We start from the raw sequence: 20,831 nt of genomic DNA, 5'->3' as shown, positions 1-20,831 counted from the left end.
CGTCAGCTGCTCGAACGACCAGAACCAGAACTGCTGCCCCAGCCACCCCAACCGCTGCGCGCGCTGGACTGGCTGCCGAAGCCGCCGCGTGAGGTCGAAGACGCCACGTTGACCGGTTTGCTTTTGCTGCTCTCGTAATCAGGTTGGCTGCGCGTCGTGGTTTCGGCTCTGCGGTACTGCGTCGAGGTGTTGTACGGCTGGCGCGTTTCGCGATCGCGGTAAACCGTGCGTTCGGCGTTGTTGCTCATCGCGTTGCCGATCAGCCAGCCGGTCAGCCAGCCATTTCCGCCACCGCCGCCACCGCCGCTGGAGACGTGCGAAGTGCTTTGCACATTCTGCGCCGTTGCATTACCGGCGGGCATCTGCGCATCAGCGATGGCGTCGAGGTTCTGCGCCGGCTCACCTTCCTGCGGCACTTTGAAGCCGCCGAGTTTCGGCACAAAGCGGCCGTCGGAATTTTTCTGGCACCAGTCAGCGGCAAAGTCCGCATCGCATTTGGCCTTGTTGTCGTACGCCGGGGCGATGCGCCGGTGTTCGGTCAGGGCGGCGACGTAGGCGTTGGAGCAGACATCGGCAGCCACTTCGGCGTCGACGCACTGTTCCACATTCTGGAAACTGCGTGGTTGATCTGCGGCTGTCGCCTGGCCGGAAATGGCCATGGCCACCGAAGCGGCAAGGGACAACTGAACGTATTTGCTGCGTTTCATCTAAGGCTTCCTGCCGATCAGTTGGACGGTGTCATGCACGCGGCGTTGAGCATGCCGACGCTGATCGCGACCGCCGCGACATAGATGCCGGAAGCGATTTCACCGTTGGCGATACGCTGCGAAGTGCCTTTGAGCACCAGGCCCGTGGCGAGGAACGCGAACAGTTGCACGACGGCGGCAATCACTGCCCATAGTACAAAGTCGAGGACGTTGACCGAAAACGCGATCACGTTACTGGCCGGAATCGCGAAGCCGATGATCGCGCCGGACAGGGCGATGGCGGCGGCGATGTTGCCGGAGCGGATCAGCTCGAATTCCTTGTGCGGCGTGATGCGCGTGTAGACGAATTGAAACAGCATGAACAGCAGAACGGCGCCGATGAGGTAGACGACGAAACCGACCAGCGCGGTTTTGTTCAGCGAAACGGCCAGCATTTCCAGCATGAAAAACTTCCTTTTTTAAATGGTGCTCAGATCTGTCGTGTACAGCGAAATGCCCAGCGAGGTGCTCAGGCTGACGGTGCCTTCTTCGTCCTGTTCGACGGAGAACAGCAGCAATTCGCGGCGATCGGTCAGGCCGGTCTCGCGCGCATAAAGCATTGAGTGATGTTCGATGGTGTAGCTCTCGTCCGGATTGACCACTTGTTCGGTCATCGGTACGAGTTCGGTCTGGCCTTGTTCGGTGCCCCACTCGCGGGTGTATTCGACGCCGTCGTGGCTGTAGGTGGGCAGGCCGATCTGGCTGTTGGGACCGGCCAGACGCTGCAGTTCGGCGTCACTGTTGACCGTCACGTAACTGAGGTAATTGAACAGGGTGACCGATTCGATCTGATCTTCACCGGTGACGTGGATTTGTAGCCAGAAATCCTCGTCGTTCATGTAATAGCGGTGCAGTTTGTTGGACTGGCCGAGGTCGACCCAGCCGTGGCTCCAGATCGCCTGATCGAAGGGCACGCGCACCGTGGTCGAGCCATCGAGCAGCAGCGCCAGGGTTGTATCGAACCTGACGGCCTTGCCCTGAGCCATGCCAAGTGGGCCACTGGCAACGGTCGGTGTTGGCGCAGCGGTCTGCCAGTTGCTGGTGCCCAGCAAGTCTTTAAACCATCCCATGGGTACGTTCCTTGAAGCGGGTGGAGGTGTTCGTCGGCGAAAAAGCGTGGCTAGTGTACCGGGCTGAGCGATCAACGACACGCCACAAACCATGTAGGAGTGAGCCTGCTCGCGATGGCGGCGGTTCAGACAACACTGAGGTTGAATGTTCCGGCCTCATCGCGAGCAGGCTCACTCCTACAAGGGTTTTGTGCAAATGCTTACTGAGCGGACTTTTGCTTCAGGCGCTCAAGAATCGCATTGGCGCTGCCTTCGTTCGGCGTAATGCCGGCGTCGCGCAGTTTGCGTTCCAGATCGTTGCCGGTCGAGGCGTCAGCCAGCTCGTCCGCAGCGCTGAGTTCAGCCGCGCGTTGCTGCTGCTTGGCTTGCAGGCGGTTCAACGTACCGACGGCAGTTTCCAGTTTGCCATTGGCACCGCCGCTGGCGATGGAGGCGCTGACCTGGGCTTTCTGCACGCTTTCGCGGGCCTTGGCCATGTCCACTTGCTGGCGCAGGCTCTTGATACGCGACTCGGCCTTGCTGATGTCTTTGCGCATGTTTTCGGCGTAAGTGCCGAACTCTTCGCTCTGCTTTTTCTCGACATCCAGCTCGTTGGTCAGGGTCGAAATCGCTTCGGCCACTTCCAGCGCCAGGTCTTCACGGCCGGCGTTCAGTGCCGAGACAGCCTTGGCTTCCAGATCCTTGATCTTGGCGTCGTACTCGCTCACGCGGTCGGCAGCCAGTTTGTGCTTGGCCATGATGGTGACCAGTTCGCGACGAGCGTTCGACAGCGCGCTGTCGGCATCGCGGATTTCCTGGTCGAGGATGCGCAGAGCCTGTTGGTCCGCGATCGCTTCGCCGACTTCATTGGCGCCGCCGCGCAGTGCGGTGAACAACTTGCTCCAGATGGACTGAGTCATTGGATATTCCCTGTTGATTACTTGAAGAAGTGTTCGAAGGCTTCGCTCGCGCGCTGCACGTTGTCGACCAGGGTTTTCACCTCGGTCACCACGTTGGTCAGGCTCGAGTCGGCGCTGAGGGCGCCAAACATGTTGTAAACGGTCTGCCCGTTCGGCATCGACTCGATACCGATCGACGACAGCGGGAACATTTCCCGGCTGCGCAACACGGCGTCGTTGAAGGCCGCTACGTCCGAGATCGAATCGATGTCCACCAGCACGGTGTCGACGATGATCTGCTGGCCGGCCAGGGCGATGTGAATCGGCAGACCGCCGAATTCGTTCATTTCCAGCTTGATGCTGGGTTCGGAGCTCTGGATCAGCGACAGCGTGATCTCTTGCGAAGCCACCTCGTCCAGGGCCTTGAGGGCGTTGAAGAGGCTATCGATGGTCCAGTTGTTGCCTGCGCTCATGTAATTCTCCGACATGAAAGAGCCAGCCAGAATCGGTTGGCGTAGCTGTTGCTCCATTTGCTTGAGCAAGCTTCGGTTTTCGGGAAGCACCCAAGTTTCGTGTTTCACATAACCGGCAGCGGCCAGGCCCGCGCGCATCTGCTTCATATAGAAGCTCGACGGTTTTTTCGCCGACGGTTTCGCGCGCTCCCCCTTGGGACTCTCTGATTTCGCGGTGGGGGAACGGCTTTTCATGGCAATGGCTCGGTTATGGACATCTCACGCGTGAGCCACACTACAACCAATTCAAAGTGCCATCAATGGCTCACGCGTGAGATTTTTATGACAGGCGAAAAAAGACCCGCGGCAAGGCGGGCCTGGTGTTTTTGCAGAATATTGCTTAATGCTGGGCGGTGAGGAATTGATCAGTGGATACCACGCTGGCGTAGGCGAAACCGAGCGCCGACATGAAAGCAGCGTGGACGTGGGCCGCTGGCACCGTAAGCCCATTGAATTCCAGGTCACGGCTGGCGCAAGCGTCGTGAATCACCGTGACGGCGTAACCCAGATCCGCCGCCGCCCGGGTAATGCCGTCAACGCACATGTGGCTCATGCTGCCGACCACCACCAGTTCCTTGATGCCTTGTTCGTCGAGGATGGCCTGCAGTTCGGTTTCGCGGAACGAGTTGACGAAGTGTTTGAGTACCACTGGCTCGTCAGCGCGGTTGAGCACTCTCGGATGCAGCTTGGCGCCTTCCGAACCCGGGGTGAAAAACGGCGCGTCCGCTGAGGTGAATTCGTGGCGAATGTGTATTACCGAATCGCCGGCCTCGCGGAACGCGGCGATCAGCCGGGCGGCGTTGTCGGCAGCGGCATCGGCACCGGCCAGCGGCCACTTGCCTTGGGGGAAGTAGTCGTTCTGGATATCGACTACGATGAGCGCTTGCTTGGCCATGGGTGTGTCCTCGATGTGTTGGCTGGAAGTGGCTTCAGTATTGGCCTTGTTCAGCGCTTCGAGGATTGGCCGCACCGACAATAGACAGGGGAAAACTGACAATGGGCGCAGAAAGGGCTGCCATCGCTGAACTGGGCGTGCTGATCTATCCCGGCGCGCAGATGGCAGCGGTGCACGGTTTGACCGATCTGTTTGCGGTGGCCAACCGGATTGCTGCCGAACATCAGGCCGCGCAGTTGCCGGTGCTGCGGGTCAGTCACTGGCAGGTCGAAGGTGATCAGCCGCCAACGCGCACTTACGCCAGTCATGCGGGTGACGACAGCGCTTTGCTGGCGGTGCTGATTCCGCCATCGATCGGCGGGTTCTCGGCGGCGCAAGCGCCGGCCAGCCTGATGCAATGGTTACGCGATCAACATGCCCGCGGTGCGACGCTGGGCGGGGTTTGCGTAGGCTCGCTGATGTTGGCCGAAAGCGGTCTGCTCGACGGCCGCAGCGCCACCACCCACTGGACCTCGGCCAAGGCCTTCGCCGACCGTTACCCGAAGATCAAGCTCAAGGCTGATACCCCGATTGTCGATGACGGCGACTTGATCACCACGGCCGGATTGATGGCGTGGTCGGAACTGGGATTACGTCTGGTCGACAGGTTGCTCGGGCCGAGCATTGCCACCGGCACCGCGCGATTTCTGGTGATCGAGCACAGTGACAGCGCCAGTGAGTGCGGCAGTAACTTCGCGCCGATTCTCGGGCATGGCGATGCGGCGATTCTCAAGGTGCAGCACTGGCTGCAAAGCACCGGTGCGACGGATGTTTCGCTGACGGCGATGGCCGAGCGGGCCGGGTTGGAGGAACGCACGTTTCTGCGCCGGTTTCGTGCGGCAACCGGGTTGAAACCGACCGAGTACTGCCAGCATCTACGGGTGGGCAAGGCGCGGGAGATGCTCGAGTTCAGCAATGGCACGATTGATCACATTGCCTGGACGGTGGGCTATCAGGATCCGGGCGCGTTTCGTGCGATATTCAAGAAGATCACCGGGCTGGCGCCGAGTGATTATCGGGCACGGTTTGGTGTGTCCCCGATCCCGAAAGCAACGAACATCTAATGTAGGAGTGAGCCTGCTCGCGATAGCAATCTGTCAGAAAACCGTGAGGTGACTGACCCACCGCTATCGCGAGCAGGCTCACTCCTACAAGAGACCGCACAAGGTTCGGGATCGTGCAAATTGCCGGGGTTTGGCGAGCGGTCGTGCAGATTGAAACAGGCGTGGTGCCAGTATGATTCTGGCAAGTTACTGATTGGACTAGGATTTTCGTAGAGCGGCCGTTGGCCTGATCTCTGCACCTCTCACCGCTACAGTCATCGAACCGATGGAAGGGGGACGCATGACCCCGACACCCCGCAGGAAAATCGTCGTTGCCCACTCGGTGCGCGCCGACGCACCGCAACATGAAGTACAGACCAACAAGTCCCTGGCGCGCTGGTTGGCGCAGATTCTCGGATGCAAATTCGGTGGCAGTTACGACCCGGACAAACATCGCGGCCGTGATCTGTATCTGCTACCGACGCAAACTATCGTCGGCGCTGCCTGCGCTCATCAACTCGGTATCACAGGCCCTGACGATTTGTGGGGTGGCTTTGTCGAGCACGATTTCATCTGCACTAAAGCCATCAGCCACGGTTTGCGCAGTCATCTGGCTCATGCGCCGCGAGGCTGGTCGCCGTTATTTTCCGAGCGCGTGCGTAACGTGGTCCTCGATGGCCTAAGCGTTTTTGCGCTGGAAGACGCGCGGCCCGCTGCCGAGCACTTGCTGTACAACGGCCCGATCCGCTTGAAGCCGGTTCACGCCTGCGCCGGTCGCGGGCAGGAAGTGATCAAGAGTCTCGACGCTTTCGACGAAATCCTTGCCCGCCCTGACATTGAAAAGCAGTTCAGCGAAGGCATGGTGCTGGAGCAGGACCTGAGCGATGTCGTCACCCACAGCGTCGGCCAGTCATTCATCGGCGACAAAATGCTGAGCTACTGCGGTGATCAATACTTGACCAAGGATGCCCACGGCGAAGAGGTCTACGGCGGCTCGAATTTGCTGGTGGTGCAGGGTGGGTATGAAGAACTGCTGAAGCTGGATCTGCCCGACGATGTGCGTCTGGCCATTGAGCAGGCGCAGGTTTTCGACGCTGCCGCCGATGAAGCCTATCCGCGATTCTATGCCTCACGGCGTAATTACGACATTGCCCAGGGCCTGGACAGCAACGGCAAATCCCGCAGCGGTGTGCTCGAACAATCGTGGCGCATGGGCGGCGCCAGCAGTGCCGAAGTGGCGGCGTTGCAAAGCTTCGTCAACGATCCGGGAATGCGCGCGATCCGCGTGTCTTCGGTAGAAACCTACATCGATCAGCCGCTGCCGGCGGACGCTATCGAGGTCTATCGCGGGCCGGCTGAGAACAGTGAATTTCTCCTCAAATATGTAACGGTCAAATCCTATGACGGCTAGAAGCGAAAGCATTCAAATCGACATTGATGATGAGCAGATGAGCGGGACATTTCTCAGTCCCAAATCGAAAGTCCCGGGGGTGCTTTTTGTCCATGGCTGGGGTGGCAGTCAGGAGCGTGATCTTGAGCGCGCCAAAGGCATTGCCGGTCTTGGTTGCGTGTGCCTGACGTTCGACTTGCGCGGGCATACCGGCGGCACCGGGATCCCGCTGACTCGTGTAACGCGCGAAGACAATCTGCGTGATTTGCTCGCGGCGTATGACCGCTTGCTCGCGCATCCGGCGCTCGACACCTCGGCGATCGCGGTGGTCGGTACCAGTTATGGCGGTTATCTGGCGTCGATCCTGACCTCGCTACGCCCGGTGCGCTGGCTGGCGCTGCGGGTGCCAGCGTTGTACCGCGACGAGCAATGGCACACACCCAAGCGTGAGCTGGACAAGGCCGATTTGCGTGATTACCGCAGCACGCTGGTGCGGGCTGACACCAATCGGGCGCTGCATGCCTGCTCGCAATTCACCGGCGATGTGTTGCTGGTGGAGTCTGAAACCGACGATTACGTGCCACACGCGGCGATCATGAGTTACCGAGCGGCGTGTCAGCAGACCCATTCACTGACGCACCGGATTATCGACGGTGCCGATCATGCGTTGAGCGAGCCGGTGTCGCAGCAGGCGTACACCTCGATTCTGGTGGACTGGATTACCGGGATGGTCGTGGGTGAGCGGTTGAGCATTATCCAATCCTGAAGATCAAAAGATCGCAGCCTTCGGCAGCTCCTACATTTGAAATGTATTCTCCCTGTAGGAGCTGCCGAAGGCTGCGATCTTTTGATCTTGATTCTAATGTCTGGGTTTCTTCTCTATTCGCAGCGCCTTCGCCTTGGCCTCAACCACTAAATACATCACCACCGTGATCAACAACGGCAGCAGAAAATAAATCGCCCGATACGCCAGTAACCCCGCCACCAGACTGCCACGTGAAGCCTCGTGTTGCAGCAGCGCCACAAACACTGCCTCCAACACTCCAAGCCCCGCCGGAATATGCGTGATGACCCCGGCAATCGCACTGATCAACAACACGCCCAGCACCAACGGATAATCCAGTTTGCTCGGCAGCAAGGTGAAAATCACCGCCGCCATCAGCGACCAGTTCAACGCGCCCAGCAGCAGTTGCAGGACCGCCATGCGCAACGACGGCAGATTGATTTCCACCCCGCGAATCGACCACTCGCGGCGCTTGGAAAACTGACACGCGGCGAGATAGCCGACGCTGATCAGCAGCAACAGCACGCCGATGCCTTGCAGCGCACTGCTGCTGATTTTCCAGCCCGGCGGCATCGTCACCAATCCGCTGCTGAACACCACGCCGGCAATGGTCATGTAGCCAAACCAATTGGTCGCCAGGCTCAAACCGAGGATCTTGGCGATGTTGCTTTTGCTCACCCCAAGGCGCGAATACAGCCGATAGCGCATGGCGATGCCACCCACCCACGCGCTCAGATTCAAGTTGAACGCATAGCTGATGATCCCCACCGGCAGAATCTGTTTCCAGGTCAGGTCCTGACGAATGTAAGTGCGGCCGATCAGGTCGAAACTGGCGTACACAAGAAAACTCAGCAGGGTCAGGCTGGCGGCGATGATCAGCGTACGGACCTTGAAGTCGGCGAGGGTTTGCAGCACTTCGGCCCATTCGATGCGCGTGGCGAACAGCGTCAGCAACACGATCAGTGCGAGGAAAAACAGCAAGGTCAACGGGCGCTTCCAGCGACTCCATTTCGAATGGCTGGCTGGCGCCGCATGGCCGCTCGGGTGCGCTTCGGAGTGGCTCATGGCGTGTTCCCTCGAAATGGCTTGAGCCGCGGTTTATGTGCTGGCAACCATCCGGCCATCGCCGGGAAATGCCGCAGAAAGTGGAACACCAGAAAACCCACGGTCATGTGCCAGATGCGCCCACGCGGCGACTTGCTGGCGTCCATGGCTTTGCAGTGGTTCTGGCTGAGGTCTTCGAGGCGCTCGAACAAGTGCTGATTGAACGCGCGGTCGCGGATCAGTACGTTGGCTTCCAGGTTCAGCGACAGGCTCAGCGGGTCGAGATTGCTCGAGCCGACCGTGCTCCATTCTTCGTCGACCAGCGCCACTTTGCCGTGCAGCGGGCGCTGGCAATATTCGTGAATCTGCACCCCGGCCTTGAGCAAATAATCGTAGGTCATGCGCGCCGCCAGTTTGGCCACCAGCATGTCCGGTTGGCCTTGCAGAATCAGGCGCACCTCGACCCCACGCCGCGCTGCATTGCGGATTTCACGCAGCAAGCGATAACCGGGGAAGAAGTAGGCGTTGGCGATCACCACCCGGCGTTTGGCACGGCGCAGTACCTGCAAATACACATCTTCAATATCGGAGTGGTGCTGGTCGTTATCGCGGAACACCAGACGCACCTGACCGTCGTGGTCATCGAAAGCCATCTCCGCGCGACGCTGGCGCCGACGTTGCCACCAGAACCGCGCACGGCCCGGCCGACCACTTTGCAGCAGGGCGAAATGATGGATGTCGGCGACCGCCGGGCCCTGAATTTCCACCGAATAATCCTGCTTGGCTTCAGGGCCGAAATCAGCGAGGTGATCGCCGGAAAAGTTGATCCCGCCAATAAACGCGATCAGGCCATCGACCACCACGATCTTGCGATGCAAACGGCGGAACCAGTTGGTGCGAATGCCCAGACGTTTCGGTGCCGGATCGAAGATTTGCAGATGTACGCCGGCCTCGCTCAGCGCGGTCAGATAACCGGTGCTCAACTCGCCGCAACCAAAGCCGTCGAGGCTGACCGTGGTGCGCACGCCACGACGGGCAGCGTCTATCAGAATCTCCTGCAACTCGGCACCGACCTTGTCTTCGAAAATGATAAAGGTCTCGAGGAGGATTTCACTCTTCGCTGCGCGCATCGCCTCGAACACTCGCGGGAAATACTCCTCGCCGTTCTCCAGCAACTCGACGCGATTGTTGCCCTGCCAGCGGTACTCGACATCAACATGGCCCGGCTCGCGTATCGGCGGGTTGATGGCGACCGGTTCCACGGCGGATTTTTCCAGCGGCGCGCTGCTCATAGTTCGATCTCTACCGATAAAGGAACGTGGTCGGAAAGGTGCGACCAAGGCCGGTTCGCCAGAACTTTCGGCTGGCTGGCCTTGAGGTTGCGCACGTAAATACGATCAAGGCGCAGTGTTGGCAGGCGCGCGGGAAAACTGCGCGCCGGTTTGCCCTGGTGCTCGGCGAACACTTCGCGCAGGCCGCAGGGTTTGAGCTGCGCATCGGCGCGCTGGCGCCAGTCATTGAAATCGCCCGCGACGATCACCGGTGCGTCGTCGGGCAACTCCGCCAAGCGTTGCATGAGCAAGTCCAACTGGGCATTGCGATGACTTTCGCGCAGGCCCAGATGCACGCAGATCGCATGCACTTCGGTGCCGTCACCCGGCAGGCGCAGCACGCAATGCAGCAGGCCGCGGTTCTCGTGGCCGTTGATCGACACGTCGAGATTGTCGTGACGGATGATCTGGAATTTCGACAGCAGCGCATTGCCGTGGTCGCCCTCCGGGTACACCGCATTGCGCCCATAGGCGAACTGCGGCCAGAGGCTGTCGGCGAGGAATTCGTATTGCGGCATCGTCGGCCAATTGTTGTAGCGCTTGGGATGTTGTTCGTGGGTGCCGTGGACTTCCTGCAGGAACACCACGTCGGCGGCGACGCTGCGCACCGCTTCGCGCAATTCCGGAAGAATGAAGCGTCGGTTGAGGGCGGTGAAACCCTTGTGGGTATTAACCGTCAGTACGGTGAACGTCCGCACGGACGGCGCGACGACCGAGCCTTCATCGGTGAAGCCGACCGGTTCTGGAATACTCATGCCAACACTCCTTCGCCAGCGGGTTCGCCGGGGGTGGTGGCGAGGTCTTTATCCAATTCGAAACGATGCAGCAGATCACGGGCGTCGTACGGCGCGCGGACTTTGATGTCGTTGTCGAAATAGCAGAACACTTCGCGGGATTTGCGTGCGCGTGGCTTCAAGCGTGGTGCGATCAGGTGCGCGTCTTTGGGTTGCTCGCCGTGGTGCCAGGCGTCGATGCGTTCGGCCCAATGCTTGAGGGCTGGCGCGGTGTAACCGCTGGCGTAGAGCTCTTCGGCGCCGTGCAGGCGCAGGTAGACAAAGTCGCTGGTGAGGTCTTCGCGGTACGGCCATTTGTCGGCGGTGTCGGCGATCACCAGTGCGGTGTTGTGGCGTTTCAACAAGCGCACGAACTCGGGGTCGATGAAGCTCTCGTTGCGGATTTCCACGGCATGGCGCAGTGGTTTTTTGCGCCAGGCTTTGATGCTGGCGTGGCCGTGCAGATGCGAATCGTGTTGATGGGCGAGGGTGGCGGCGGCTTCGGTGTCGTGGGGCAATAATGCGAGGAAATGTTCAAAGCGCTCAGGCTCGAACTTGAAGTTTGGCGGGAATTGCCAAAGGATCGGCCCGAGCTTTTCCTTGAGTTCCAGCACCCCGGAGGCGAAGAAATTGGCCAGAGGCTTTTCGATCTCGCGCAAGCGGCGAATGTGGGTGATGAAGCGCGGCGCCTTGACGCTGAAGACGAAGTCGTCGGGTGTTTCGGCGTACCACTGCGCGTAACGTTCCGGCCGTTGCAGGGCGTAGAACGATCCATTGATTTCGATGCTGTTGACCGCCCGCGAAGCGAACTGCAATTCGCGTTTCTGCGCCAGTCCCTTGGGGTAGAAGTCCCCGCGCCACGGTGCGTAGCGCCAGCCGGAAATACCGATGTGAATCGTTGCCATGCCGCCCTCCCGTCGAAAGTCCTCGTGTTGCCGGTATCTTTTGATGACTGCGGGCGGGCCGGGAAAGTTTCGATGGCGTTACGGACGGTCACGTCCAAGGCGAAGATCAAAAGCGCTCCCCCTCACCCCAACCCTCTCCCCCAAGGGGGCGAGGGGGAAGGGAGCACATCTTCATGGTTTTCAGGATTTGAGTTCGACTCCGGACTCTCAGGTCGGTGTAACAAGATCAGGCAACTCGGTCGGCTCCCTCTCCCTCTGGGAGAGGGCTGGGGTGAGGGTGCTCTTGAACTTGCTGTGCAATTACCGATCAGTTCCTTACAGGTTCAGCCAAGGGAGATCGGAGTTTTGGTCAAGTTCAGGATCGCCATTCTGCTGGGAGCACTGCTGTTTCTCGGCGCCAGTGAAATTGACGCCGCCGCATTGCCGGGCGTCCCGGCCACCACCGAAGAAGCGGCTAAACCCGAACCGATTGTGCAGGGCGGGCTGCTCGGCGCGATCAGTTCGAGCATCGATGATGTACAAGACAAACTCGATCTCAACGAACACCTGGTCGACGCCTGGCGCCTGCGCGCCGATCGCGCCGCCGATGAAGTCGACAAACTGGTCAATCAACCGTCGAATCGCTCGGGCTGGAGCGTCGCCGGGGATTTCCTCTCTTTGTCCGGCACTTGGCTCGGCAGTTTCGCGCTGCTCACCGTACTGGGCAGTCTGTTGGCCAAGCGCCTGCGCGAGGGCCGCTGGTTGCTTACCCGCCAGCGCAGTCAGGACCTGATTGGTTACTTGCTGCCGTACACCGTGCCGGCGCTGATCTGCCTGCCGCTGACCCTGTACGTCAGCCATTTTCTGCAAGCCTCGGTTGGGCGCGCGCTGGCGCTGTGTCTGGCCTACGCCACCAGCAGCGGCATCTTTTCCACCTCGATGTTGTTGTGCGTGGTGGTGATGTTCAACGTCGGCCATAAGCGTCCGGCGGCGCGGATCATTCGTGATTACTGCCCGCGGCCGCTGTTCCTGATCGGCTTCCTCGCGGCTCTCAGTGATGCGCTGACCAGCCCGCAGATCGCCCGCCAACTGGGCGGCAATATCACCAGCAGCGTCGCGGTATTCACCGGGCTGATCGCCTCGATCATTTTTGGCTTGCTGGTGATTCGCCTGCGTCGTCCGGTGGCACACCTGATCCGCAATCGCTCGCTGAGCCAGCGGCTGAAACAGCCCTCGTTGCAGGAGTCGCTGCGGATTTTCTCGGGGCTGTGGTATTGGCCAATCGTGCTGATGGTGCTGGTCTCGGCGGTCAATCTGATCGGCATCGGCGAGGACAATCAGAAAGCCCTGCGCTGCGCGCTGTTCACCACGGTTTTGTTAATCGGCACGGTATTCCTCAGTACGATCCTGCAGCACTTGTTCAAGTCACGGAAGGCCGAAGCGATCCAGCGCAGCAGCGCCTACAAGGAACGTTTTCTCAGCCTCTTGCATGCCTTGCTGCGGATTGTCATCGCCATTGCCTTCATCGATATCCTCGGGCGGATCTGGGGCGTGTCGCTGCTCGATTTTGCCCAGAGCAGCACGGTCGGCCGGGCGATCAGCAATGCGCTGAGCAGCATTGGCCTGATCTTCCTGGTGACGTGGTTGCTGTGGGTGGTGCTCGACACGGCGATTCAAGAAGCGCTGAAACCGCCGCTCAGCAAACGCGCAGCGCGGCAGCCGAGTACGCGGGTAAAAACCATCCTGCCGCTGCTGCGCAACGCGATCAAAATCATCCTCGTGGTGATCTGCGCAATCACCACCATGGCCAATCTGGGGATCAACGTCGCGCCGCTGCTGGCCGGTGCCGGGGTGGTCGGTCTGGCCATCGGTTTCGGTTCGCAGCAACTGGTGCAGGACGTGATCACCGGGCTGTTCATCATCATCGAAGACACGCTGTCGATTGGCGATTGGGTGGTGCTCGATTCGGGCCATGCCGGCACCGTCGAAGGGCTGACCATTCGTACCCTGCGTCTGCGCGACGGTAAGGGCTTTGTGCACTCCGTGCCGTTTGGTCAGATCAAAGCAGTGACCAACCAATCGCGGCAGTTTGCCTTTGCGTTTTTCTCGGTGCAGTTCACCTACGACACGGACGTGGACAAGGCCATCGAGTTGATCCGCGAAACTGGCGATTCGATCCGCGAAGACCCGTTCCTCAAGTACAACCTGCAAGGGCCGCTGGATGTGTTTGGCGTCGACAAGATGGATTTGAACGGCGTGGTGCTGACGGCGCAATTCCGCACGGTGTCGGGGGGGCAGTATGCGGTGAGCCGGGCGTTCAATCAGCGTTTGAAGAAGCTTGTGGATAACAGCCCGGTGGTACATTTCGCGCAGACTTATCCACAGCAGGTTTTGTTGCCAAAGCGGCAGCAGGAGGGTGAGGTCGTGGCGAGCGAGGTGCCACAGGAATCGCGGACTTGACTGCCGGGTTTTGAGGTGGGATTACCGACGCCATCGCGAGCAGGCTCACTCCTACATTTTGGAATGCGTTCCCCTGTAGGAGTGAGCCTGCTCGCGAAGACGTTAGCCCAAACACCCTCAATGCCGGATCAATTTGCTGCGCACCAGCTCCATGCCGATCTGATCCAGCTCCAGCCAAAACTGCTGCTTACCGGCAATCTCCGCCGCCGCCGGCAACCCATCGCGATACACCAACCGATTGCTCACCAGCGCCGGCACTTTCACCCCCGGTAACAACGTCCCGGCCAGGTTCAGCGGATCCACCCCACACACCGCTACCAGACTGCCGTCATGCGGCCGCCGCCGTACTTCGCGCAACAACGGAATCGCCTCGGGCAAGGCAAACTGTTCCCCCGCCAAACCACTGACAAACCGCCCGCCACGAATCTCGCCGCGCGCTTCCAGCCGATGAAACGTGCGCAGTAATTCACGCCAACTCGGCAACCAGTCTGCCTCGCGCTCCAGCAAACGCCAGAACACCACGCCATAGCGCCGCAACAACGTCATCGCGACGTGCTCCAGCGTTTCGCTGTTATCCACAGCCGCCCCGCGCCGCAGCAAGGCCCAGCGCCCGGCGTCATCCATTCCACCGATAAAAGCGCCGCGCCCACGGCGACTGCTGCGCTGCTGGCGCTTGCTTGCCGGGGTGATCAATGCGCGCAGGCCTGCGAAGCTGTCGGCATTCACCAAACCGGCGCCGACCAGTTCCTGCAAGGCGATTTCCAGCTCGGTGCGCAGCAGGTGCGCTTCATGAATCAGCTCATCGAAAAACAGCGCGCCGTGCTGACTCAAAGCTTCAAATACCTTCTGGGTTTTCGGCGAGAGTTCGCCCACTGGGGTCTGTTCGGCCAGCGCACTCCATAGGCCGACCTGACTGCGCGGTAGCAACACAATCGGCGTGCTGCGCAATGCCGTGCCACTGACTTTTTGCCGGGCACTGAGGCGCGTCCACACCAGTTTGCCGTTGCGGCACAGCTCATCCAGCCAGCTCGGCGAATAATCCTTGAGCCGCGCCGGGAGAATGTCGCTGTCCCACGCTGAAGCCGCCGCCGCGTAACCTTCGAACTGGCCGACAATCGCCGGCAACACGCTGCTGCCCTGGCCGCGCGTCGCGGGCGACAGATGCTGCCAGTCGAACAGAAACCGCATGAAATCCTGCAACGCCACCGGTTCGATTTCCCGGCGCAGGCGCTTGACCGTGTAGCGATGAATGCGCGCGAGCAGGTGGCGTTCGCACCACTCCTCGACATTGAACCTAGGCGTGAATTGGCCGCGCAGCACATAACCTTCGCGCTCCAGCTGAGCGAGGGCTTGATGGACTTGAGTGGTCGGCAGCGCGAGCGGTTCGGCAATCGCGGATAACGGCAGCGGTCCGAAGGCACCGAGGCGCGCGCGGATCACTTCGATCAGTGCTTCATCGAACGTCCAGGCTTCATCGAACCCCGGTAACGCCTCCAGTTCGTCTTGCAATTTGGCCTGTGGATAAAGCGCTTGCAGGCAGGTCAAGCGTTCGCGGGCCAGCCACAAGCCATGCTCGGAGTCGATCTGCAAACGGCAGGCGCGCCCGCTGCGGGCCAGGGTTTCCAGCCATGCGCGCCAACCTTCGTTCGCTTGCACTTCTGCCTCGCTGATACACGCCAGGCTCATCAGCGCCTCATGCATTTCATCCACAGCGTTCGGTGTCGGCCAGGCTTCTTCGCGCACAGCGTTAATGGCGTCTGCATCCAGAGCGCCGAGATCATCGGTCGATTGCGGATCGCTCCAGCGGCGGTTGATCACCGCTTGGGTGCGACGTTCTTCCAGCGGCGCATCGTCGAGAAAGTTGTACGGCCGCGCACTGAGAATTTCTGCCGCGAGCGGCGAGGGTGCGGGCAAGTCGCGGCTGATCAGACGCACCTCGCCACGCTCCATGCGCCGCAGCAGATTCAGCCAGCCTTCGCTGTCCATCGCTTCATGCAAACAGTCGTCCAGCGTCTGCTCGATCAATGGATGCTCGGGAATTTCGCGTTCACCGGCGAGGTTTTCCAGGCAGGCAATCTGATCGGGAAACACGCTGGCGATCAGGTCTTCGCTTTTCATCCGCTGCAACTGCGGCGCAACTTTGCGCCCACCGGTAAAACGCGGCAACGCCAGCGCCACCCCGGCATTCCAGCGCCAGCGCACGCCGAACAGCGGCGCATCGAGTACCGCTTGAATCAGGATGTGCTCGGCGCTGTTGCTGTGCAGGTAGCGCCAGATCTCGTCGAGTTCAAAGCTGTGGCTGGTGGAAAGCGACAGGACGATCGCGTCTTCGCTGGCGGCAGCCTGCAATTCGAAGTTGAAGGTGCGGCAGAATCGCTTGCGCAGGGCCAGACCCCAGGCGCGGTTGATACGGCTGCCGAACGGCGAATGGATGATCAGTTGGGTGCCGCCGGACTCGTCGAAAAAACGCTCCATCAACAGCGTGTCCTGCGAGGGCAGGGCGCCGAGGGTCTGCCGGGCACGGGCGAGGTATTCGACCAGTTGCTCGGCGCTGGCGCGGTTGAGACCGAGGGTGTGCGTCAGCCAGTCGAGCGCTGGTTGCAGATTGCCGGGGCTGGCGCCGAGCAGTTCGTCGAGCTGTGCTTGCAGACGTGCCACGGCGAACGACAATTCATCACTGCGTCCCGGCGCTTCGCCAAGCCAGAAGGGAATGGTCGGCGGCTGGCCGTGGGCATCCTCGACGCGCACCTTGCCAGTTTCCACACGCAGGATCCGATACGACGTATTGCCGAGCTGGAACACATCGCCAGCGATGCTTTCCACCGCGAAGTCTTCGTTAACGCTGCCGATGTTCAGGCCTTGCGGCTCCAGCATGACACTGTAATCGGCGTTGTCGGGGATGGTGCCGCCGCTGGTCACGGCAGCGAGTTTCGCGCCACGCCGACCACGCAAGGTGCGGCTGACGGCGTCGCGGTGCAGGTAGGCGCTGCGGATGCCTTGGCGACCGTTGTAGCCCTCGGCGAGCATGCTCAGCAGGGCCTGATAGTGTTTTTCGTCGAGATCGCGATACGGCGAGGCTTGGCGGAACATCGCCAGCAAGGCGTCCTCCGGCCATTCCTGGCAACTGACCTCGGCGATGATTTGCTGGGCGAGTACATCCAGCGGTGCTTCGGGAATGTGCAGGGTGTCGAGTTCGCCACGGCGCACACAGTCGAGCAGGGCGGTGCATTCGATCAGGTCGTCGCGGGTGGTGGCGAACAACCGGCCCTTGGGCGTACCGCCGACCTGGTGACCGGAGCGGCCGACCCTTTGCAGAAACCCGGCTATAGAGCGGGGTGAGGCGATCTGGCAGACCAGATCGACTTCACCGATATCGATGCCCAGTTCCAGCGAGGCAGTGGCGATCAACACCTGCAACTCGCCGCGTTTGAGGCGTTGTTCGGCGTCGAGGCGAAATTCCTTGGCCAGGCTGCCATGGTGCGCTGCCACCGCGTGCTTGCCGAGGCGTTCGCTGAGGTGCCGGCTCAGGCGCTCGGCGAGGCGCCGCGTGTTGACGAAAATCAGCGTGGTGCGGTGCTCGCGGGCAAGTTCCGCGAGGCGGTCGTAGACCAGTTCCCAGACATCGTTGGCCATGACTGCCGACAACGGCACTGGCGGCACTTCGATGCCCAGGTCCCGTGGCCGCGCGTGGCCGATGTCGATGATTTTGCAGGGACGGTCGTGGCCGACGAGAAATTGCGCCACGGCTTCCACCGGTTTCTGCGTGGCGGACAGGCCTATGCGGGTCAGCGGTTCGCTGCATAACGCCTGTAGTCGCTCAAGGCTCAGGGCCAGATGACTGCCGCGTTTGCCGGCGGCCATCGCGTGGATTTCATCGATGATCACCGTGCGCGTGGTGCCAAGCATTTTCCGCCCGGATTCGGATCCGAGCAGCACATAGAGGGATTCCGGCGTGGTCACCAGAATGTGCGGCGCCGATTTGCGCATGGCCGCGCGCTCTTTCTGTGGGGTGTCGCCAGTGCGCACAGCGGTGGTGATGGCGAGCTCCGGCAGGTTCATCTGCCGAAGTTGCTCGGTGATTCCGGCCAGTGGATTTTGCAGATTGATGCGGATGTCGTTGGATAGCGCCTTGAGCGGCGAGACGTAAACTACAAGCGTTTCGTCGGACAGGCCGGCGGGATTTTCCAGGCCACGGTGCACGAGGTCGTCGAGCACGGCCAGAAACGCGGTGAGGGTTTTGCCCGAGCCGGTGGGCGCGGCGATCAGTGTCGAACGACGCTGGCGGATCAACGGCCATGCACGGGCCTGGGCGGCGGTGACCGTCGGGAAAGTCTTGCTGAACCAGGCGCTGACGGCGGGGTGAAAGCCTGCCAGGGCCGCGTCCGTGGGGATGGGCAGATTCATGGCTTAAGTTATGCGGGCGCAGGTGGGAAGATGCAAGTACCGCTCAGGATCTTCAGCGTCTGGCCGGCCCTCTTCGCGAGCAGGCTCGCTCCCACAGTGGATTTTTGTGCACCGCAAAATCCCATGTGGGAGCGAGCCTGCTCGCGAAGGGGCCGGTCGGGACGACACAAATCCCGGCGATCTACACTTTACGGATGACGGTTGCGCACTAAACCCGCAAAATGCAACGATTCCGGCAATTATCGACGACGGTTCCACGAGATCCGTCGCTAAAGCCATCGTTCCAATCAGACTGGGCCTGCTGACTCTATGCGAATGCGCCTTATGTTACTGGGCGGCGGAAATGCCCTTGGGCAGGCGCTGATTCGCCTCGGTGCAGAGGAAGACATCGGTTTCCTCGCCCCCCGCCCGCCCGAAAACGGCTGGGATGCCGCGAGCCTGACCCAATTGCTCGACGACACCCGTCCCGATGCGTTGATCAACCTCGCCTACTATTTCGACTGGTTCCAGGCCGAAACCGTCAGCGAAAGCCGCATGGCCGGGCAGGAACGTGCAATCGAACGTCTGGCCGAACTGTGCCAGCACCACAACATCGTCCTCGTGCAGCCCTCCAGTTATCGGGTGTTCGATGGTTCGCGTGCCACGGCGTATAGCGAAAAAGACGAACCGGTGCCGCTGGGGCTGCGCGGTCAGGCGTTGTGGCGGATCGAACAAAGCGTTCGCGCTACTTGCCCGCAACATGTCCTGCTACGTTTCGGCTGGCTGCTCGATGACAGCCCGGATGGCACCCTCGGGCGTTTCCTCGCACGGGCCGAGCAACCGGATGAATTGCTCTTGGCGGATGACCGCCGTGGCAATCCGACCCCGGTCGATGATGCCGCGCGAGTGATCATTTCGGTACTCAAGCAACTCGATTGCGCCGCGCCGTTGTGGGGCACTTACCACTACGCCGGCCACGAGGCGACCACGCCGCTGGCGCTGGGTCAGGCGATTCTGACCGAAGCGCGCAGCCTGCACGCCCTGGCCATCGAAGCGCCGACCGCCCAGGCTCACGCCGCGCGGCCGGACGCTGCCGAAGAGCCGCAACACGCTGTCTTGGCCTGCAAAAAAATTCTGCACACTTTCGGGATCAAACCGCGCGCCTGGCGTGCCGCACTCCCGGGCTTACTGGATAGGTTCTACCGTCATGGCTGAAGGGACTGTTTTAATCACCGGCGGAGCTGGCTTCATTGGCTCGCACCTGACCGATGCGTTGCTCGCCAAGGGACATTCGGTGCGCATTCTCGACGACTTGTCGACCGGCAAGCGCAGCAACCTGCCGCTGGATAATCCAAAGCTTGAGCTGATTGTCGGTGATGTTGCCGATGCGGCGCTGGTGGCCAAGGCCATGCACGGCTGCAGCGCGGTCGCGCACCTGGCGGCCGTGGCTTCGGTGCAGGCGTCAGTGGACGATCCGGTGAAGACTCACCAGAGCAATTTCATCGGCACGCTGAACGTCTGCGAAGCCATGCGTCTGGCCGGGGTCAAACGGGTGCTGTATGCCTCCAGTGCGGCGGTGTACGGCAACAACGGCGAGGGCGAGTCGATTGATGAGGACACGCCCAAAGCCCCGCTGACGCCTTACGCCTCGGACAAACTGGCGGGCGAGCACTATTTCGATTTCTATCGCCGCCAGCATGCCCTGGAACCGGTGATTTTCCGCTTCTTCAATATTTTCGGCCCGCGCCAGGATCCGTCCTCGCCGTACTCCGGGGTGATCAGCATCTTCAGCGAGCGCGCACAGAAAGGTCTGCCGATTACGGTGTTCGGTGATGGTGAGCAGACGCGTGATTTCCTCTACGTCGAAGATCTGGTCGATCTGCTGGTTCAGGGAATCGAAAAGCCTGAGGTCGAAGTCGGCCCGGTGAACGTCGGCTGGAATCAGGCAATGAGCCTCAAGCAGATGCTTGAAGCACTGCAAGCGGTGGTCGGTGAACTTCCGCCCGTCAGCTACGGACCGGCGCGCTCTGGTGACATCCGTCATTCGCGGGCGAACAACGCTCGCTTGCTGGAGCGCTTCAAGCTGCCACAGCAGACGCCGATGAGCGTGGGGCTGGCGCGGTTGTTGGGGCGTTCCTGAAAAGAGCCCCTCACCCTAACCCTCTCCCAGAGGGAGAGGGGACTGACCGTAGCGTTTGTGAGACATACGCCGACGTGAGATACCGAGTTGAGCTCAGATTTTGAAAAGCACACAAATCGGCTCCCTCTCCCGGGGGATAGGTGACTGATCGAGGTGTTCTTTCGAGTCACACCGACCTGAAATATCGAGTCGAACTCGGATTTGAAAAGCACACAAATCGGCTCCCTTTCCCCCTCTCCCTGAGGGAGAGGGCTGGGGTGAGGGGGGAATCCAGTTCACGCCACAGGTTTCCAGCGGACATGAAAAAGGCGCCCTTTGACAGGCGCCTTTTTCACGGCCGGAATATGTCGCTACTCCTGTGGCGAGGGGATGTTATCCCCCGATCAACTGCGTACGGTCGCCGTCAGTTCTATGCCTGCTCGCCACCAAGCCTCATTCACCACCACGTGAACGTTCGGT

The 20,831-nt window shown here is 60.8% G+C and carries 17 protein-coding genes; 6 read left to right on the top strand and 11 right to left on the bottom strand.

Features of this window, described 5'->3' with window-relative positions; genetic code table 11:
• Window positions 1-2: 2 nt before the first annotated feature.
• From CKW17_RS24180 to CKW17_RS24155, 6 genes are all read right to left on the bottom strand, one after another.
• Complete coding sequence (locus CKW17_RS24180) at window positions 3-707, bottom strand: DUF1190 domain-containing protein (protein WP_095122203.1); 705 nt, start codon at window positions 705-707, stop codon at window positions 3-5.
• Between the two features lie 17 nt (window positions 708-724).
• Complete coding sequence (locus CKW17_RS24175; protein ID WP_095122202.1) at window positions 725-1,150, bottom strand: DUF350 domain-containing protein; 426 nt, start codon at window positions 1,148-1,150, stop codon at window positions 725-727.
• Window positions 1,151-1,165: 15 nt separating this feature from the next.
• Window positions 1,166-1,816: a DUF2491 family protein gene (locus CKW17_RS24170; RefSeq protein WP_095122200.1), complete on the bottom strand. Its 651-nt coding sequence runs from the start codon at window positions 1,814-1,816 to the stop codon at window positions 1,166-1,168.
• Between the two features lie 200 nt (window positions 1,817-2,016).
• Window positions 2,017-2,715 (bottom strand): PspA/IM30 family protein, encoded by a 699-nt coding sequence (locus tag CKW17_RS24165; protein WP_095122198.1) that lies wholly within the window; start codon window positions 2,713-2,715, stop codon window positions 2,017-2,019.
• Window positions 2,716-2,732: 17 nt separating this feature from the next.
• Window positions 2,733-3,401, bottom strand: coding sequence for a YjfI family protein (locus tag CKW17_RS24160; RefSeq protein ID WP_095122196.1), 669 nt, complete (start codon window positions 3,399-3,401; stop codon window positions 2,733-2,735).
• A 145-nt stretch (window positions 3,402-3,546) separates the two neighbouring features.
• The gene (locus tag CKW17_RS24155; protein WP_095122194.1) at window positions 3,547-4,101 is read right to left on the bottom strand and encodes a cysteine hydrolase family protein; all 555 of its coding nucleotides are present in this window, start codon (window positions 4,099-4,101) and stop codon (window positions 3,547-3,549) included.
• 101 nt (window positions 4,102-4,202) lie between these two features.
• Between CKW17_RS24155 and CKW17_RS24150 the strand changes: the two genes are divergently transcribed.
• The 3 genes from CKW17_RS24150 to CKW17_RS24140 all read left to right on the top strand — a co-directional run bounded on the left by CKW17_RS24150 (window position 4,203) and on the right by CKW17_RS24140 (window position 7,339).
• Entirely contained in the window at window positions 4,203-5,204 is a 1,002-nt protein-coding gene (locus CKW17_RS24150) for a GlxA family transcriptional regulator (RefSeq protein WP_095122191.1), read from the top strand.
• Window positions 5,205-5,484: 280 nt separating this feature from the next.
• Complete coding sequence (locus CKW17_RS24145; RefSeq protein ID WP_095122189.1) at window positions 5,485-6,594, top strand: DUF3182 family protein; 1,110 nt, start codon at window positions 5,485-5,487, stop codon at window positions 6,592-6,594.
• Window positions 6,584-7,339 carry a S9 family peptidase gene (locus tag CKW17_RS24140; protein ID WP_095122187.1) on the top strand — a complete coding sequence of 252 codons (756 nt, stop codon included), beginning with the start codon at window positions 6,584-6,586 and terminating at the stop codon, window positions 7,337-7,339. Before CKW17_RS24145 ends, CKW17_RS24140 begins: the two co-directional genes overlap by 11 nt.
• A 93-nt stretch (window positions 7,340-7,432) precedes the next feature.
• Here CKW17_RS24140 and CKW17_RS24135 read toward each other — a convergent pair whose 3' ends face one another.
• Genes CKW17_RS24135 through CKW17_RS24120 form a run of 4 tightly spaced genes read right to left on the bottom strand, consistent with a single transcriptional unit; the run spans window position 7,433 to window position 11,410 of the window.
• Complete coding sequence (locus tag CKW17_RS24135; RefSeq protein ID WP_095122186.1) at window positions 7,433-8,422, bottom strand: lysylphosphatidylglycerol synthase domain-containing protein; 990 nt, start codon at window positions 8,420-8,422, stop codon at window positions 7,433-7,435.
• A complete protein-coding gene (gene clsB / locus CKW17_RS24130; RefSeq protein WP_095122184.1) occupies window positions 8,419-9,693 on the bottom strand; it encodes a cardiolipin synthase ClsB in 1,275 nt (424 codons plus the stop codon). Before clsB ends, CKW17_RS24135 begins: the two co-directional genes overlap by 4 nt.
• Window positions 9,690-10,487: an endonuclease/exonuclease/phosphatase family protein gene (locus tag CKW17_RS24125; RefSeq protein ID WP_095122182.1), complete on the bottom strand. Its 798-nt coding sequence runs from the start codon at window positions 10,485-10,487 to the stop codon at window positions 9,690-9,692. Before CKW17_RS24125 ends, clsB begins: the two co-directional genes overlap by 4 nt.
• Window positions 10,484-11,410 carry a DUF72 domain-containing protein gene (locus CKW17_RS24120; RefSeq protein WP_095122180.1) on the bottom strand — a complete coding sequence of 309 codons (927 nt, stop codon included), beginning with the start codon at window positions 11,408-11,410 and terminating at the stop codon, window positions 10,484-10,486. The genes CKW17_RS24125 and CKW17_RS24120 overlap by 4 nt, the downstream gene beginning before the upstream one ends.
• A 345-nt stretch (window positions 11,411-11,755) precedes the next feature.
• On the opposite strand from CKW17_RS24120, the gene CKW17_RS24115 reads away from it, so the two are divergent.
• The gene (locus tag CKW17_RS24115; RefSeq protein ID WP_095122178.1) at window positions 11,756-13,849 is read left to right on the top strand and encodes a mechanosensitive ion channel family protein; all 2,094 of its coding nucleotides are present in this window, start codon (window positions 11,756-11,758) and stop codon (window positions 13,847-13,849) included.
• Between the two features lie 117 nt (window positions 13,850-13,966).
• Here CKW17_RS24115 and CKW17_RS24110 read toward each other — a convergent pair whose 3' ends face one another.
• Window positions 13,967-18,253, bottom strand: coding sequence for a DEAD/DEAH box helicase (locus CKW17_RS24110; RefSeq protein WP_095122176.1), 4,287 nt, complete (start codon window positions 18,251-18,253; stop codon window positions 13,967-13,969).
• A 309-nt stretch (window positions 18,254-18,562) separates the two neighbouring features.
• Between CKW17_RS24110 and CKW17_RS24105 the strand changes: the two genes are divergently transcribed.
• Both CKW17_RS24105 and CKW17_RS24100 read left to right on the top strand, forming a co-directional pair.
• Window positions 18,563-19,447 (top strand): sugar nucleotide-binding protein, encoded by an 885-nt coding sequence (locus tag CKW17_RS24105; RefSeq protein WP_034155952.1) that lies wholly within the window; start codon window positions 18,563-18,565, stop codon window positions 19,445-19,447.
• Window positions 19,440-20,372, top strand: a complete 933-nt coding sequence (locus tag CKW17_RS24100; RefSeq protein ID WP_095122174.1) for an NAD-dependent epimerase/dehydratase family protein — start codon at window positions 19,440-19,442, stop codon at window positions 20,370-20,372. The genes CKW17_RS24105 and CKW17_RS24100 overlap by 8 nt, the downstream gene beginning before the upstream one ends.
• Window positions 20,373-20,831 lie beyond the last annotated feature (459 nt).

The organism is Pseudomonas sp. Irchel s3f10, from assembly GCF_900187515.1.
In the GTDB taxonomy this organism is placed as follows: Bacteria; Pseudomonadota; Gammaproteobacteria; order Pseudomonadales; family Pseudomonadaceae; genus Aquipseudomonas; species Aquipseudomonas tensinigenes.
The sequence above is the reverse complement of the archived record's forward strand: the minus strand, read 5'-3'. Positions and strand labels throughout refer to the sequence as shown.

Excerpts from the sequence above, each read along its gene's own strand:
- CKW17_RS24180 (WP_095122203.1), bottom strand. The coding sequence starts at position 707 with ATGAAACGCAGCAAATACGTTCAGTTGTCCCTTGCCGCTTCGGTGGCC.
- CKW17_RS24175 (WP_095122202.1), bottom strand. The coding sequence starts at position 1,150 with ATGCTGGAAATGCTGGCCGTTTCGCTGAACAAAACCGCGCTGGTCGGT.
- CKW17_RS24170 (WP_095122200.1), bottom strand. The coding sequence starts at position 1,816 with ATGGGATGGTTTAAAGACTTGCTGGGCACCAGCAACTGGCAGACCGCT.
- CKW17_RS24165 (WP_095122198.1), bottom strand. The coding sequence starts at position 2,715 with ATGACTCAGTCCATCTGGAGCAAGTTGTTCACCGCACTGCGCGGCGGC.
- CKW17_RS24160 (WP_095122196.1), bottom strand. The coding sequence starts at position 3,401 with ATGAAAAGCCGTTCCCCCACCGCGAAATCAGAGAGTCCCAAGGGGGAG.
- CKW17_RS24155 (WP_095122194.1), bottom strand. The coding sequence starts at position 4,101 with ATGGCCAAGCAAGCGCTCATCGTAGTCGATATCCAGAACGACTACTTC.
- CKW17_RS24150 (WP_095122191.1), top strand. The coding sequence starts at position 4,203 with ATGGGCGCAGAAAGGGCTGCCATCGCTGAACTGGGCGTGCTGATCTAT.
- CKW17_RS24145 (WP_095122189.1), top strand. The coding sequence starts at position 5,485 with ATGACCCCGACACCCCGCAGGAAAATCGTCGTTGCCCACTCGGTGCGC.
- CKW17_RS24140 (WP_095122187.1), top strand. The coding sequence starts at position 6,584 with ATGACGGCTAGAAGCGAAAGCATTCAAATCGACATTGATGATGAGCAG.
- CKW17_RS24135 (WP_095122186.1), bottom strand. The coding sequence starts at position 8,422 with ATGAGCCACTCCGAAGCGCACCCGAGCGGCCATGCGGCGCCAGCCAGC.
- clsB (WP_095122184.1), bottom strand. The coding sequence starts at position 9,693 with ATGAGCAGCGCGCCGCTGGAAAAATCCGCCGTGGAACCGGTCGCCATC.
- CKW17_RS24125 (WP_095122182.1), bottom strand. The coding sequence starts at position 10,487 with ATGAGTATTCCAGAACCGGTCGGCTTCACCGATGAAGGCTCGGTCGTC.
- CKW17_RS24120 (WP_095122180.1), bottom strand. The coding sequence starts at position 11,410 with ATGGCAACGATTCACATCGGTATTTCCGGCTGGCGCTACGCACCGTGG.
- CKW17_RS24110 (WP_095122176.1), bottom strand. The coding sequence starts at position 18,253 with ATGAATCTGCCCATCCCCACGGACGCGGCCCTGGCAGGCTTTCACCCC.
- CKW17_RS24105 (WP_034155952.1), top strand. The coding sequence starts at position 18,563 with ATGCGAATGCGCCTTATGTTACTGGGCGGCGGAAATGCCCTTGGGCAG.
- CKW17_RS24100 (WP_095122174.1), top strand. The coding sequence starts at position 19,440 with ATGGCTGAAGGGACTGTTTTAATCACCGGCGGAGCTGGCTTCATTGGC.